This is a genomic window from Frankia sp. AgB1.9 (assembly GCF_016786355.1).
Lineage (GTDB): Bacteria > Actinomycetota > Actinomycetes > Frankiales > Frankiaceae > Pseudofrankia.
In genome coordinates, this window is the sequence record NZ_JADWYX010000050.1 from 7,084 (window position 1) to 23,030 (window position 15,947).

Consider the following 15,947-nt stretch of genomic DNA (forward strand, 5'->3'; position numbering starts at 1 on the left):
GGCGAGCTGGATGAGTCGGTGGTGGAGGAGTTGGCGGCGATCAAGACGGTGGACGGGATCGTCGACTGGATCGTCGCCCGCGCGCCCCGGACCGCCCAGCCCGGCGCCGACGGGCCCGCCGCGCCCGCTGGCGGCCCGATCCCGGCCGGCGCGGTGCCGGCGGTCTCGGCCCAGCCGCCGGTGCTCGCCGGGCCGCCCGCCCGCGGGGTGGTGCTGGACGCCGTCATCGAGGTGATCGGTTCGCAGACGGGTTATCCGGCGGAGATGCTGGAGCCGGGTCTTGACCTGGAGGCGGACCTGTCGATCGATTCGATCAAGCGGACGGAGATTTTGGGGGAGTTGGCGGGTCGGCTGGGTCTGGCGGGTGCCGAGGGTGGCGAGCTGGATGAGTCGGTGGTGGAGGAGTTGGCGGCGATCAAGACGGTGGATGGGATCGTCGACTGGATCGTCGCGCACGGCGGCGGCTCGGCCGGCGCGGCTGGGACCGCTGCCGCGGTGACGCCGCCCGCCGGGGTCCTGCCGCCCGGCGCGGTGCCCGCGCAGCCGACCCCGGCCAGGTTCGGCACCCCCTTCCAGGCCGGCCCGGGCCCGTCGGCGGCCCCGCCGTCGGGCAACGGCTCGTCCCACAACGGCGCCGCGCACAACGGCTCACCGAGCAACGGCCTCGCCGGCGGCGGCTCGTCCCAGCACGGGGCGCACGTCCCGTCCCGGGCCGTCGCGCCGCCGGCACTCGCGACGCTGGACGCCGGCCCGCGGCCGGTGGGCCGTGGCGTGGTGTTGGACGCGGTGGTGGAGGTGATCGGTTCGCAGACGGGTTATCCGGCGGAGATGCTGGAGCCGGGTCTTGACCTGGAGGCGGACCTGTCGATCGATTCGATCAAGCGGACGGAGATTTTGGGGGAGTTGGCGGGTCGGCTGGGTCTGGCGGGTGCCGAGGGTGGCGAGCTGGATGAGTCGGTGGTGGAGGAGTTGGCGGCGATCAAGACGGTGGACGGGATCGTCGACTGGATCGTCGCGCACACCAGCGGCGCCGCCGCCAATGCGGCCGAGGCCCCGCAGGACGCCACCGGCGCCGCTAGCACACGGATTCCGCTGCGCAGGTTTGTCGTGGAGCCGGTCCCGCTGCCGGCCGCGCCGAGCGTGGCCGAGGCGCTCGCTCGGCTGGGCGCCGCCCGTCCGGACGGGACGGGCCCGCTGGCCGGCGGTCGGTTCGCCGTCGTAGAGGGCGGCCTCGGCGTCGGCCTGGAGCTCGCCGACCTGCTGGAGCAGGCGGGCGCCGCGGTCCGGCTGCTCGACGCCGGAGCGCCCGACCTGGCCGACCAGGTAGCCAGCGGGGTCGCGGCCGACGGGCTCCTGTGGGTCGCCGCGCTGGACGCGGGCACCGGGTCGGCCGCCGAGCTGCCCGGCGCGTTCGGCGCGCTGAAGGCCGCGGTGCTCGGCCCGCGCGCCGCCGGTGGCGGCGGCGGTACCCGCCGGCTCGTGCTCGCCAGCGGCCTCGGCGGTGATTTCGGCCGCCACGCCGCGGCCGGCGTGGACCCCGGCCCGGCTGCCGGCGCAGGCTTCGCCGGCCTCGCCCGGACGCTCGCCCACGAGCTGCCGGACGTCGCCGTCCGGGTCGTCGACGTCGACCCGAAGGACGCACCGCGCCGGATCGCCGAGTCGCTGCTCACCGAGATGCTCGCCTCCGACGCTCCGCTGGTCGTCGGCCACCGCGACGGCATCCGCGCGGCCCTGCGGGTCGTCCCGGTGGAGCTCGCCGCGCCGGAGACGGCCGGGCTGGAGACGGCCGGGCTCGGTCCGGACTCGGTGGTGCTGCTGACCGGCGGCGCCCGTGGGATCACCGCCCTGCTGGCCATGGAGATCGCCCGCCGGTCCGGTGCTCACGTCGAGCTGGTCGGCCGCACCCCGCCGCCGGCCGCCCCCGAGGACCCGGCGACCGCGGGCGCCCTCGACGCCCCAGCGTTGCGCCGGGCCCTGATCGCCACCGGGATGCGCAAGCCGGCCGAGATCGAGGCCCGGCTCGCCCGGCTGCTCGCCGAGCGCGAGGTCCGGGCGACCCTCGCCGAGCTCGACCGCGTCGCGGCCGGCGTCCGCTACCACGCCGTCGACGTCCGCGACGCCGCCGCCGTGCGGGCCGTGGTCGCCGACGTCTACGCCCGGCATGGCCGGCTCGACGGCGTCGTCCACGGCGCCGGCGTGCTGGAGGACCGGCTGGTCCGGGACAAGACGCCCGAGTCGTTCGCCCGGGTGTACTCGACCAAGGTCGACGGGGCTCGGGCGCTGCTCGGCGCCCTGCGCCGGGACCGCTGCGTGCGTGAGACCGGCTCCGCCGCGCCCGGTGGTCCCGACCTGGGCGGGCCCGGGTTCGTCGTCCTGTTCGGCAGCGTCGCCGGTGTGTTCGGCAACCGCGGCCAGGTCGACTACGCCGCGGCCAACGACACCCTCGACGCGCTCGCCCACGCGCACGCCGGGGTGTTCCGGACCTACCGGCAGACCGCCCTGCCCGGCTCCGCCGAGCCGGCGGGAGCCCCCGGCCGGGTCGTCAGCGTCGACTGGGGACCCTGGCGCGCCGAGGGCGGTGGCATGGTCTCGGCCGAGCTGGAGCGTGAGTACGCCCGGCGCGGGATCGGCCTGATCGAGCCCGCCGAGGGCGTCGCGGCGCTGCTGCACGAGCTGTCCAGCCCCCATGCCTCGGGGACGCAGGGCCCGGCACAGGTCGTCTACCTGTGCGGCGAGGCGGATGCCCTCCATGGCTGATCACCCCAGGGCGGGCCAGCTCGGTCCCGGCGGCGGCGGCGGTGAGCCGATCGCGATCGTCGGCATGGCCGCGCTGTACCCGGGTGCCGGTGACCTGGACCGTTACTGGGCGAACATCGTCGGTGGGGTCGACGCGATCAGGGAGGCCCCGCCCGGCCGCTGGGACGACGAGTTCCACCGGCCCGAGGCGGCCACCACCCCGCCTCCCGGGACGCCCCGCGCCGACCGGCTCTACACCCGCCGCGGCGGGTTCGTCGACGAGCTCGCGACCTTCGACCCGACCGAGTTCGGCATCATGCCGATCGCGGTCGAGTGGGCCGAGCCGGACCAGATGCTCGCGCTGCGGCTCGCCGCCGAGGCGATCTCCGACGCGGGTGGCGCCGACCGGCTGGCCGACCGTGACCGGGTCGGCGTCGTGCTCGGCCGCGGCGGCTACTTCGGCCCGGCGTTCGCCCGGATCGAGCAGCGGGTCAAGACCGCTCGCCAGGTCGCGGTGACCCTGCGCGAGGTGCTGCCGGACCTGCCGGACGAGGCGATCGAGCGGGTCCACGACGCGTTCGTCGCGAAGCTCGGCCCGGAGCGGCCCGAGGCGGCCATCGGGCTGGTCCCGAACCTGGCCGCGTCCCGGATCGCCAACCGGCTCGACCTGCGCGGCCCCGCGTACACCGTGGACGCCGCCTGCGCCTCGTCGCTGGTCGCCGTCGACGCCGGGGTGCGCGAGCTGCGCCTCGGCCGCGCCGACACGATGATCGTCGGCGGGGCGCACATCGTGCACGAGCCGACCTTCTGGTCCACGTTCGCGATGCTGCGGGCGCTCTCGCCGTCGCAGCGGATCCGACCGTTCGACAAGGGCGCCGACGGGGTGCTCATCGGCGAGGGCGTCGGCCTGGTGGTGCTGCGCCGGCTCAGCGACGCCCTGGCCGCCGGCGACCCGATCCACGCTGTCGTGCGCGGCACCGGGATGGCCAGCGACGGGCGGACGTCCTCGCTGATGGCCACCGCGGCGCAGGGCCAGGCCCGCGCCGTCCGCCGGGCCTGGGCCGACGCCGGGCTGGACCCGCGCGCGCCGGGCGCCGTCGGCCTGATCGAGGCGCACGGCACCGCCACCCCGACCGGTGACGCCGCCGAGCTCGACAGCATGGCCGAGGTCTTCGGCCCGGGGGAGCCGGGCCAGGCACCGATCGGCCTCGGCTCGGTCAAGTCGATGATCGGGCACACCATGCCCGCCGCGGGCGCCGCCGGTCTGATCAAGGCGGCCCTGGCGCTGCGCAACCGGACCCTGCCGCCGACGCTGCACTGCGACGACCCGCACCCCGCGTTCGCCGGCACCCGGTTCGCCCCGGTGTTGACCGCGACGCCGTGGGCCGAGCCGGCCGGTGGCGGCCCGCGCCGCGCCGGTGTGAACGCCTTCGGCTTCGGCGGCATCAACGCGCACGCGGTCCTAGAGGAGGCGCCCGACCGGACGGCCCCGTCGCCGGCCGGCACCTTCCCGGCGCCCGTCGCCGTCCCCGTCGCCCTGGCGGCAGACCCGGCCGTGACACTGGCGGCAGACCCGGCCGCGGAGCCGGTGCTCCTGCTCGCCGCCGCGACACCCGCCGAGCTCGCCGCCCAGCTCGCCGTTCCCGACGCGGAACTGCTCGCCCGCGACGACGCCGCCAGCCCGCCGACCGGCGGACCCTGCCGGCTCGCGCTGGTCGCGCCGACTCCGCGCCGGCTGGCGCTGGCCCGCACGATCGTCAAGCGCGGCACCCCGTGGCGCGGCCGCAACGACCTGTGGTTCACCCCGAACCCGCTGCTCGGCTGGCCGCCCGCCGCCGAGCGGCCGGCCGCCGGTGTCCCGGGGGCTGTCCCGGCGCCGCGCTCGCCGGAGACCGAGCGGGCCGGGCGGCTCGCGTTCCTGTTCTGCGGGCTCGAGGACAAGTTCGCCCCGCGGATCGACGACGTCTGCGCGCACTTCGACCTGCCGATGCCGGACCTGGGCGAGACCGGCGTGCTCGGCGGGCACGGCCGGGCCAGCATCGAGGTCGGCCGGGTGCTCGACCTAGCGCTGCGCAGGCTCGGGATCGTTCCCGACCTGGTCGGCGGGCACAGCATCGGCGAGTGGAACGCGATGATCTCCTCGGGCATGGTCCCGAACGACTTCGTCGACACGTTCATCGGCGGCTTCGACCCCGGGTCGGTCGAGGTGCCCGGGGTCATCTTCGGCGCGGTCGGCTGCGGCGTGGAGCTGGTCGCCGAGGCGATCGCCGGCCTGCCGGACGTCGTCGTGTCGCACGACAACTGCCCGCACCAGTCGGTGATCTGCGGCAAGGAGGCGAGCGTCACCGAGGCGCTGGCCCGGCTGCGGGCCCAGGGCGTCCTCGGCCAGGTGCTGCCGTTCCGCTCCGGGTTCCACTCGCCGTTCCTGCGGCCCTACCTGGACCTCGCGCGCTCGCCGATCGCCGCGATGCCGCTGGCCAGCCCGGACGTCCCGGTCTGGTCGGCGACCACGGTCGAGCCCTACCCGGTCGGCGCCGAGGCGATCCGTGAGCTGGCCGTGCGTCACCTGGTGGAGCCGGTGCGGTTCCGCCAGCTCACCGAGCGGCTGCACGCCGACGGCGTCCGGATGTTCGTCCAGGTCGGTGTCGGCAGCGTCGCCGGCTTCGTCGACGACACGCTGGCCGTGACCGCTCGGGCCGACGCGGCCGCGCCGGGCGAGGCGCCTGCTTCGGATCACGTGACCGTCGTGTCCAACAGTCCCAAGCGGTCCGGACTAGACCAGCTGCGCCGGGTCGCGGCCGCCGTCTGGGCGGAGGGTGGCGCGCCCCGGCTGGATCTGCTGCCCTGCCGCCACCGCCCGTCGGCGGCGCCGGCCGTGGCCGAGCCAGCCGTCCGCACGGCGACCGAGACCGCGCCGCCGGCGGCCCCGCCGGCGCGGCGCGGCGGGCGCCCGACGCTGCTGCGGCTGGGCTCGCCGATGGTCCGGCTCGGGCCGGACGCCCCGGCGCTGCTCGGCGACCACGCCTCCGTGGGCCGGCCCACCGCCGTGCCTGCCCACGGTCCCCTTCCCGCCGCCGCGCGGACCGAGCGGGCCGTCACCGCCAATCGAAACGACCGCGAGCTCACCGCGGCCGGGGCGGCCGACCATCCGGTGCTCGCGGAGCTCGGGCTGGCGCTGGCGGAGACGGCCTCGGTGCTCGCGGACGTCCAGGCCAGCTGGGACCGGCGCCGGGCCGCGGTGCCGGCCGCGTCCTCCTGGTCACCCGGTTCGGTGCTGACCAGGCCACGGGCCGCCCCGGCTGGTCCTGCCGGTCCGGCCGTGCCGCCGGTACCAGCGGCGTCACCCGCGCCGCCGGTACCGCCCGTGCCGCCGGTACCAGCGGCGTCACCCGCGCCGCCGGTACCGCCCGTGCCGCCGGTACCGCCCGTGCCGCCGCGCGCCGCGCCGGTCGCCGTCGGCGGGCCGGGCCCGATCACGAGGACGGTGCGCCGGACGCTCTCGCTGCCGGAGCTGCCGCACGTCATCGACCACTGCTTCTACCGGCAACCACCCGGCTGGAAGGACCTGTCCGACCGCTTCCCGGTCATGCCGATGACCGCCGTGCTGCAGATGATGATCGACGAGGCGCAGGCGCTCGCCCCCGGGCGGGTGGTCGTCGCCGTCCGGGACGTCCGGGCGCTGCGCTGGGTCGCCATCGAGCCGGCGGTCGAGGTGACCATCGCCTGCACCGAGCTGCCCGACGGCGCGGTCCGGGTCTCGATGGACGGCTACGCCCGGGTGACCGTCGTGTTCGGTGACGCCTTCCCCGCGGCCCCCGCGCACACGTCGTCCAGCGTCGACCTGCCCCCTGACGGGCGGCTGGCCGACGAGGTCCCGTCGCCGCATCAGGCGGCGGAGCTCTACGGCGGCCGGTGGATGTTCCACGGCCCCAGCTACCAGGGCATCACCCACGTGGACGCGATCGCGCCGCTGGGCGCCCGCGGCCAGCTGGTCGTCACCGGCGCGCCGGGCGCGCTGCTCGACACGATCGGGCAGCTCTACGGCTACTGGGCCACCCAGTACCTCGACGTCGACTCGCTGCTGTTGCCGCAGGCCGTCACCGAGATGCGCTTCTACGGCCCCGACCCGGCCCCCGGCGACCGGATGACCTGCGTGACCCGCATCCGTGACATCGCCGCCAAGACCGTCACGGCCGACCTGGAGGTCCGGGCGGCGGACGGCACGGTCTGGTGCGAGGTCACCGGCTGGACCGACCGACGGTTCACCGCGAACGCCTGGCTGTGGCTGCTGATGCGAGACCCGGAGCGCAACACCGTCGCCGAGCCGCGCCCGGACGGCTGGGTCGTCGTCCCCGACTACTGGCGCGACATCGCCTCCCGTGAGCTGGTCGTCCGGCACTTCCTGGACGCCGGGCGCCGCCAGGTGCTGACCGGGAAGAACCCGCGCGCGGCCCGCGAATGGCTGCTCGGCCGGATCGCGGCGTCCGACGCCGTCCGCCGCTGGCTGTGGGCCCGCGGCGCCGGGCCGGTGTGGGGCATCGAGATCACCGTCGACAACGACGCGAGCGGCCGCCCGGTGATCACCAAGGTCCCGGAGCGGCCGGGCATCCCGGCCGGGCCGCTGCCCAACCTCTCGATCGCGCACAAGGTCGACCTGGCCGTCGCGCTGGTCGACTCCGAGGGCGACGTCGGCATCGACCTGGAGACCGTGGCGGTGCGCACCCCCGGCGCCTACGCGGCCGGGCTCACCCCGGCCGAGCGCCAGCTGCACGCCGCGCTGGTCGCGGGTGCCGCCGACCCGAAGCACAACGCCGACGCCGTCCGGCCTCCCACCGAGGCAGCCCAGGCTGACCTGGCCGAGACCGTCCCAGGCGGCGAGGACGAGGCCGGCCAGCTGGCCGCGGCCGCCTGGTTCGCCCGGATCTGGGCGGCCAAGGAGGCGGTCGCCAAGGCGGACGGCACCGGGCTGCTGGGCCGGCCACGCCGGTTCGTGGTGGATCTGGTCGTCCCCGTCGGCGCCGGCGTGAGCGACTCCGGCGCCGACCTGGCCGTCGAGCTCGGTCTGGACGTCGGAAGTCCGGAGATTGTCGGGCCGGACCAGGTGACCGCCGACGGCATCAAGTCGCCGCCGCCGCGTCCCGCCGAGTCGGCACACGCCGAACCGCCACTGCTGCTGAGGGTCACCGTGCTCGCCGACCCGGTGCCGACCGAGTCCGCCGCCGGCGCCGAGGCGGCGGGGACTGTGACCGCAGTCCCCGCCGGGGCGGGGACTGTGACCGGGGTCCCCGCCGGGGCGGGGACTGTGACCGGCTACCTGCGCCGACGGTGGGTGGCGCTGCGTACCGTCGACGGTATGGGCCGGGTGCGGCGGGAGACCGGCGGCGGCGACGCCGTCCGGATCGGTGACCACATCGTGGCCTGGACGTCGCCCTCCGTCGAGCGAGCCGGCCGGGCCCGCCTGCCGCGAGCCTTATCCGAGCTGGTCCCGGCGGACCAGGCCATCGAGCCCGGCCACCACGTCGGCGACGAGTAGCCGGACCGAACCTCCAGCGAACACAGCCGCCGATCCCCTGAACCCGGAAGACCTGAGCACCCCTGACGAAGGAGCGCAGACGACATGACCATGCAGGACACCCTCCGTCCGGCCGACCCGGCGCTGGATGCCCTCGACACGCGGATTCTCGGTGAGGTTGCCGAGATGCTGCGGGAGGTGATCGGCGAGGAGTACGTGGTGGACATGGAGATCGCCATGGACACCTCCTTCAACGAGGACCTCGAGCTGGAGAGCATCGAGTTCGTGACCCTCGCTGACCGGATGCGCGTGACGTACGGCGACAAGGTCGACTTCGTCGGCTTCCTCGCCGAGATGGACGTCGACAAGGTCATCAACATGCAGGTTGGTGAGGTCGTCCGGTTCATCGCCGACTCGCTGCGGGCCGGCGTCGGCGCGTGATCATGGACCGCCTGCCGGCGGCGTCGACGGGCCTGGTAATACCAGTAGGGCTGGTGGGGCTGGCGACGTCGACGTGCCGGGATGGCATGTCGAGAAAGGAGTCCAACCGTGGCTGAGATCATCGCGAACGGCGTGCGCCTGCACGTCCAGCGGCTGGCGCCCACGGGCGGCGCGCGACCCGATGCGCCCGTCGTGGTCATGCTGCACGGCATGGTGATCGACAACCTGGCGAGCTTCTACTTCTCGCTCGGCAACGCGATGGCCGACGCCGGCTGCGAGGTCGTCTGTTACGACCTGCGCGGGCACGGCAAGAGCGAGCGCACCCCGAGTGGCTACGGCATCGCCACCGCGATGGCCGACCTGACGGCGGTGCTCGGCGAGCTCGGCATCGACCGGCCGGTCCACCTGGTCGGCAACAGCTACGGCGCCACGCTCGCGCTGACCTACGGCGTCGAGCACCCCGACCGGGTCGCGAGCCTCACGCTGATCGAGCCGCCGTTCCGCATCGAGGGCCTCGGCGAGGAGATGGCTCGCTCGCTGACCCAGGTGCTGGCCGCCATCTCCGACGACGAGGTCGAGGAGTGGCTGCAGTTCAGCGCGGGGCGGGCGGTCGGGCGGATCATGCGGTCGGCGCAGGCGCTGCTGCGCGAGACCACGGTCGCCGAGGACATGCTGGCGACGAAGCCCTTCTCGCCGGAGCGGCTCAGCGCCCTCCCGGCGCCGGTGCTCGCCATCTACGGTGGGAACTCAGAGATCATCGAGCAGGGCGACGGCCTGGCCCGGCTCGTCCCCGACTCCACGTTGGTGGTGCTCGAAAACCACACCCACATGGTGCTGCGCGAGGCCGCCGACTACCTGCGCGAGCTGCTGCGCTGGTGGGTGCTGCGCCGCGACGAGCAGATGCCGGCCTACCAGCTACACGGGGCCAAGAAGTTCGAGCTGGCCGACTGGGTGCTCTCGCGGACCATCCCGGCGGACCTCAACGCCGACCGCCGGGCCGCCGGCGCAACCTCGGCGGCGGCCGGCGCGTCACGACAGGAGCCCCGGGCCGCGGCCGGGTCGACCCAGCACGAACAATAGGTTTGGGCGTCCAGGCCAAGACCGAATCCTCGGGGAGTGATCAGGAGTGGCTCGCATCCTGTTCGTCGTCCCGCCGCTGGCCGGGCATGTGTACCCGGCCGTCGGAGTCGCCGGCGAGCTTGCGGAACGTGGCCACGAGGTCGCGGTCGCCGGTCACGCGAGCGTCGTGCGGTCGCTGGTGCCCGGACCGCTGCGGCTGGTCGAGCTGCCCGAGGACCTCACCGCCGAGGCCCGGGCCGAGGTCGAGGAGAAGTCGCGACGGCAGCGCGGCACGAGCTCGTTCAAGTTCCTGTGGGAGGACTTCCTGCTCCCGCTGGGCGCCGCGATGGCCCGGGACCTTGAGCCGATTGTCGAGAAGTGGCGCCCCGACGTCGTCGTCGTGGACCAGCAGGCGGTCGGTGGCGCGCTGCTCGCGCGCCGGCAGGGCCTGCGGTGGGTGACGCTCGCGACCACGTCGGCCGAGTTCGACAACCCCTACGGGATCATCGCCGCGGTCGGCCAGTGGGTCGTCGACCGCCTGCGCGAGTTCCAGGTGGCCGCCGGCGTCCCCGCCGAGGAGGCCGCCCACGGTGACCTCCGGTTCTCCGACCAGCTCACCCTGGTCTGCTCGGTCACCGGGCTGCTGCGTACTCCGGACGCGGTCGCGGCGCTGCCGCCGCACACGGAGTTCATCGGCTCGGCCGCCGGGCTGCGCCAGCCGGCGACCGACTTCCCGTGGACCTGGCTGGACCCGGCGCGCGCCCAGGTGCTCGTCTCACTCGGCACCGTCACCCGGGAGGCCGGCGGCCGCTTCCTGCGGGTGGCGACCGAGGCGCTCGCCGGGATGGCGGACCGGGCGCAGACCATCGTCGTCGCGCCGCCCGGCATCGTCGACGACCTGGCCGCCGCCGCGCCCGCCGACGTGCTCGTGCGCGCCTCCGTGCCGCAGCTGGAGCTGATGGGCCGGCTCGCGGCCGTCGTCTGCCATGCCGGCAACAACACCGTCTGCGAGGCGCTGTCGCAGGGCGTGCCGCTGGTGGTCGCTCCGGTCCGCGACGACCAGCCGGTGATCTCCGAGCAGGTCACCCGGGCCGGCGCCGGCGTGCGGGTCCGGTTCGGCCGGGTGAACGCGGCCGGCGTCGCCGCGGCGGTCGGGTCTGTTCTCGACGACCCGGAGATCCGGGCGTCCGCGGACCGGTTGCGCGCCGAGTTCGCGGCGGCCGGCGGGGTGACCGCCGCCGCGGCGCACATCGAGAAGCTGCTGGGCTGAGCTCGTCGCCGTGGTGACCTTACTTTCCTGGACGCCGATCTTTGTTGTCCTGGGGCTGCTGGTCAACGGGGTACGGCTGCGCGGACGGCTGCGCCGGCTGGACACGCTGCCCGCGTCGGGCCGGCCGACCGATCCGGATCACCTGTTCATCTGCGCCGCCGGCGTCCAGCTGACCGAGGCCGCGAAGCGTTCGGCCAGCTACCACGCCAGCCGCGAGCGGCTCGACGTCCTCGACCTGATCCCGGCCGACCTGACGATCGAGCGGGCGCTGGACGTCGCTCGGATGGTCGACACCCGTACCTACCGCGCCGACCGGCTCGCCCCTGGCCGCGGAGCCTTCCAGGCGCTGCTGGTACGCGCCGAGGTCGCCCACCGGGCCGGCGTCGAGGTGCGCGACGACTACACCCCGGTCGAGCTGGTCGAGGTCACCGAGAAGCTGAAGCGGCACGCGCCGGCCAGCACCGACCTGGCGGTGCTGCCCGGGCTGCGCGCCGCGCGCGACGACGGCGCGACCCGGGTGCGGGTGCAACGGCGGTGCTGGTCGGTCCTGCGCCCGATGAACACCATCCTCCCGACGCTGCGGGACGTCGCGACGGTCGTCGGGGTGCACCTGAACCGGCCCTGGGGGCTGGCGGCGACGGCGCTGTTCTGGTGCCAGCCGTTCTTCGTCTGCGCCGGGCGGGTGCCCGTCGCGCCCCGCGACCTGATCCGCAGCCCGATCGTGCGGATCACGGCTGGCGTGGAGTACTCGATCAGCACGGTCCGGGCCTGGCGGCGCCAGCAGCGCGCCGCCTCCGAGGCGAAGGCGGCCGGGCTTCCGGCCGACCCGGTCAAGGCGAAGACCAAGGCCGAGTCGGCGGACCGGCGGGCGCGCTACCAGCGGGCCTTCTCCGAAGGCCCGGAGATGTTCTTCGCCCGTCCCTGGCCGGACTGCCCGTGGTGCGCGTCGACCGAGCTGCGAATCCGGCTCGTCTCGCCCGACCTGGAGCTGCGCAAGCCGGGCCGGTTCCAGCTCGACGAGTGCCTCGTCTGCGGTCACCTGTTCCAGAACCCGCGGCTGACCCCGGCCGGCCGGGTGCTCTACGAACGCGACCGCCAGGACGGGATGAACGCGGCGAAGGCCGAGGTCGCCGTCGTCGCCCGCGCCGCGCAGCTGCGGGCCAGGGCCGAGGTGGTCCGGCCGTTTCTGCGGCCGCGGGCCTGGCTGGACGTCGGCGCCGGTGTCGGCTCGTTCTGCAACGCGGCCCGCTCGGTCTGGCCGCGCACCGTGTTCGACGGGGTCGGGCCGGCGGAGTCCATCGGCGAGGCGCGGCGGCGCGGCTGGGTGGACCGGGCCTATCCGGCGAGCTTCGCCGACATCGCCGAGGCGATCACCGGCCACTACGACGTGATCAGCATGTTCGGCTACCTGGAGCGCAGCCGCGACCCGTCCGAGGACCTCGACGCTCTGGCCAAGGCGCTCGGCCCCGGCGGCCTCCTGGTCGCCGAGCTGCCGAACCCGGCCGGCCTGGGCGCGCGGCGGCTGGGCCGGTACTGGCCGGGCTGGGGGGTCCCCGGGGTGCGGCAGCTGATCCCGGTTGACAACCTGGTCGCCGCGCTGGAGGACCGGGGGATGCGGACCGTCATGGTCCAGTTCGGCGCGGCCCACCAGCCGGGCGACCTGGTCGCCGCCGTGGGCCTGATGATCCAGGCGGTCGCGCCGAGCCCGACGCTGCCGTGGCTGCCCGGCTCACCGTCGTCGCCACTGCGGTGGATCGCTCGTGGCACGGCGCTGACGGCGTCGATCGTGCCGGGGGTGCTGGCCGGTACGGCCGGTGCCGCGCTGGTCTCGTATATGCGTAAGGGCGATCGCTCCAACACGTATCGTGTCGTGGCGCGCATGGAAGGCTGACGTCCGACCGCCGCTGCCACCGATGGTGCCAGCAGTTTGGTTGGGTATGTGTTGTTTGTCCGTCACTCATCCACAGTGATGCGATTGAGCATTGAATGTCCGATCTGCGGCGTTCATTGTGATTCCCATGAGATCGCAGCCCGCCTCGCCTGGTTCCGCCTCCCGGTCCGGCGCGACCCTCGTCGCCGACCTCCTCTCGCCCGGCCGGCCCGGGTTCGACGGGTTCAGGCCCGACGACGCCGGTCCGCCGGTGCCCGCGCCGCGTGACGGTGACCATCCGGCGACGGCCGCCGTCCAGCAGCCCGCGGCTACCGTCGACCAGCAACCCGCGTGGCTTGCCCCCCAGCGCGACGGCGTGCTGACCATGAAGGAGGCGGTCGCCGCCGGCTTCTCCCGGGTCGAGATCCGCCGTCGGGTCGACAGCGGCCGGTGGCAGCTCTACTCCGGCGACGTCCTGGTCACCCAGGCCGGCCCGCTGACGTTGATCCAGCGGCTGTGGTGCGCCCTGGTGTCGATCGGCCCGGACGCGCTGCTCGGCGGTGCCTCGGCGGCGGCGCTCGGCGGCCTGCGCGGCTGCGCGGAGCCCTGGCTGACGGTGATCCTCGCCTCCGGCCGGCGGGTCACGCCACGTCCCGGGGTGAAGCTGCGCGCGACCGCCCGGCTCGCCGACGAGGACCTGCATCAGGACGGCTGGCCACCGCGCACCACGCTCCCGCGCTCGCTGGTCGACATGGCCGAATGGTCAGCCAGCCACGACGAGGCCCGCACCCTGCTGGCCCTCGCCGTGGCCAGCGGCATCGTCGAGTCCGACGAGGTCCGCGCCGCACTGGCCCGGCGCGGCCCGATCGCGCGCCGGCAGCTGATCGGCGATGCCCTAGACGACCTCGACGGCGACGCGCCCTGGGTTCCCGAACTCCTCTACCGCCGGTTGGAGACCCGCCATGGCCTGCCACCCGCCGCACCCGGCCGGTCCGGCCCGCGCAGCTCCGGACGGCTCGACCTGAGCTACGAGGCATGGCAGGTCCGCGTCGAGATCGGGGCCGTCGCGGCACCCGGAATCCGCACCGCGACGGAGCTCGCGGCGCCAGGCGCCGGGTCGGTCGGTGGTCTTGGACCGCGCGGGTACGCCGGGTTCGGGGCGGCCGGCCCGTGGCCGCGCGCCGCAGGCCCTCACCTGGCCGCCCAACGCGCCGGCTGGCTCGTGCTGCGGGTCCCGAGTCGGTTGCTGATGGAAGAACCCGAGCGCGTTGGCATCGCCGTCGCGACCACGCTGCGCAATCGTGGCTGGTCCGCGCGCCGCCCCATCCGCCGGCCCACGGCGGCCTGGGGCGCGGCGCCGCTGGGCGACGCCCTCGACCCGGCCCTGGACCAGGCCCTCGGCCCGACCCTCGGTGCGTCGCTCGGCGGCGTGCCCGGGCCTCGTTCCGGGCCCGGCGTCTAAGCCCTGATGACCTTGGCGACTCATGCCTGGTGGCCGCTCCGCCGAGCCAGCGACCACCAGGCATGACGACTGACCACCATGGCTGGCCCTGATCGACGAGGCAACTGCGCCACTTCGCCTCGTGGCAGGTAGGGGGCCCTCTGCGCTCGTCGTTGGCCGCCGCACTAGGGTCTGCCTACAAATCAGGTAGGTGACGAACGTCACGAGCAGGGGGGCCGGTCTCATGATTTTTCGGCGTCGGCATGCGCGGGCCAGGACCGCGGCGTTCGCCGCTGTGCTGGCCTGGTTACCCATCGCGGTCGCGGCCTGCGGGACGTTGAGCTCGACCTCCAATCGAGCGGATGCCTGCCCGACACAGACACCGGGCGTGACCGCTACCTCGATCAAGGTCGGGTTCATCTATCCCGACAGCGGGCCCACCGAGATCGTCTCCGTCTTCAAGGCGGCCCGCAGCGGTGTCGAGGCCCGCGTCGACCAGCAGAATGCGCAGGGTGGCGTCAACGGCCGCAAGCTCGACCTTGTGTGGGGCGACGACCGGTCTGACCCGGCGACCTTCTCGCTGGTCGCGGGCGACATGGTCCATGCTCAGCAGGTCTTCGGCCTCATCAGTTCGTCGATCGTGCTGGACAAGTCGGCCGACTGGCTCGCGAAGGAAAACGTTCCGATCACCGGATTCGCCACGAGCGCCATCTGGAGCGACTACTCCAACCTTTTTCATACCGGTAACCGATACAACTCCGGCGGCTCCTCCCTGTTGGGTGACTTCGTCAAGGCGCGGGGCGGGACGAAGGCACTGATCCTCGTCGACCCGAACGTCGCGAGCTCCCAGGGCCTCGTCGCCCAGTCCGCCGCCAGTCTGCAAAGTCGCGGAATCCAGGTCCTCGGCCAGGTGGCCTACACCCAGGGGGCCGGCAGCGCCGCTCGCGTCGCAGAACAGGTGAAGAAATCCGGCGCGGACACGCTCGTCGGCGCTGCCCAGTCCGATGCCTTCATCGACATCTATGCGCAGGCCAGGGCGCTCGGAGCGAACATCACCGTCGCACTGGACACCAGCGCCGTCAGCCCCGTCCTGCTTGCGCGCCGCGGCAGCGACATGCCCGGAATGACATTCCCATCCACGACCGCCGCGCAGGGCAGCCCGGCGATGATCGCCTACCAGCACGTGATGAGCACCTACGCTCCGGAGGTGACGGACCAGGGCGACCAGATCGCCATCGGCGGTTACACCATCGCCGACGAGATGATCGAGGGCCTGCGGCGTGCCGGTTCCTGCCCCACTCGCGAGGCGTTCATCCGCAACCTCCGCGAGATGACCAACTTCACGGCTGGCGGCCTGATGGCGCCTATCGATCTCTCCCAACCGAAGCTGCCGACACTCTGCGAGAACTTCGTCAACGTCGACCGGTCGGGCAAGAGCCTCGTCCTGGTACAGCCACCCGCCGCGCTCAACCACGACGGCTACTGGTGCGGCGTGCCACTCCAGTAGCGCCGAACTTCAGTAGCGCCGAACTTCAGAAGCGGCGAACGCGCGCGGCCCCGCGGGCCGCCTGACTGGTCGGACGATGCGCCACCCATCTTCGTCCACCCGCCAGGCGTG

8 protein-coding genes are annotated in these 15,947 nt (G+C 74.4%); all 8 read left to right on the forward strand.

The annotated features are described in order from the left end of the window. Positions 1 to 2,757, forward strand: a 2,757-nt coding sequence (locus tag I6A60_RS41870; protein ID WP_238435872.1) for an SDR family NAD(P)-dependent oxidoreductase, incomplete at its 5' end; no start/stop codon positions are given. Further along, positions 2,750 to 8,269 carry a type I polyketide synthase gene (locus I6A60_RS20745; RefSeq protein WP_203019521.1) on the forward strand — a complete coding sequence of 1,840 codons (5,520 nt, stop codon included), beginning with the start codon at positions 2,750 to 2,752 and terminating at the stop codon, positions 8,267 to 8,269. The genes I6A60_RS41870 and I6A60_RS20745, both read left to right, overlap by 8 nt. Before the next feature lie 84 nt (positions 8,270 to 8,353). Continuing rightward, complete coding sequence (locus I6A60_RS20750) at positions 8,354 to 8,689, forward strand: phosphopantetheine-binding protein (RefSeq protein ID WP_013422409.1); 336 nt, start codon at positions 8,354 to 8,356, stop codon at positions 8,687 to 8,689. A gap of 108 nt (positions 8,690 to 8,797) precedes the next feature. Next, positions 8,798 to 9,769: an alpha/beta fold hydrolase gene (locus I6A60_RS20755; protein ID WP_203019523.1), complete on the forward strand. Its 972-nt coding sequence runs from the start codon at positions 8,798 to 8,800 to the stop codon at positions 9,767 to 9,769. Between the two features lie 46 nt (positions 9,770 to 9,815). Then, positions 9,816 to 11,018 carry a glycosyltransferase gene (locus I6A60_RS20760; RefSeq protein ID WP_203019525.1) on the forward strand — a complete coding sequence of 401 codons (1,203 nt, stop codon included), beginning with the start codon at positions 9,816 to 9,818 and terminating at the stop codon, positions 11,016 to 11,018. A 10-nt stretch (positions 11,019 to 11,028) separates the two neighbouring features. Beyond that, on the forward strand, positions 11,029 to 12,909 hold the full coding sequence (locus I6A60_RS20765) for a class I SAM-dependent methyltransferase (RefSeq protein WP_203019527.1): 1,881 nt from the start codon (positions 11,029 to 11,031) through the stop codon (positions 12,907 to 12,909). Positions 12,910 to 13,036: 127 nt separating this feature from the next. Next, the gene (locus tag I6A60_RS20770; RefSeq protein ID WP_203019529.1) at positions 13,037 to 14,350 is read left to right on the forward strand and encodes a type IV toxin-antitoxin system AbiEi family antitoxin domain-containing protein; all 1,314 of its coding nucleotides are present in this window, start codon (positions 13,037 to 13,039) and stop codon (positions 14,348 to 14,350) included. A 223-nt stretch (positions 14,351 to 14,573) separates the two neighbouring features. Continuing rightward, entirely contained in the window at positions 14,574 to 15,836 is a 1,263-nt protein-coding gene (locus I6A60_RS20775) for an ABC transporter substrate-binding protein (protein ID WP_203019546.1), read from the forward strand. Positions 15,837 to 15,947: the final 111 nt, after the last annotated feature.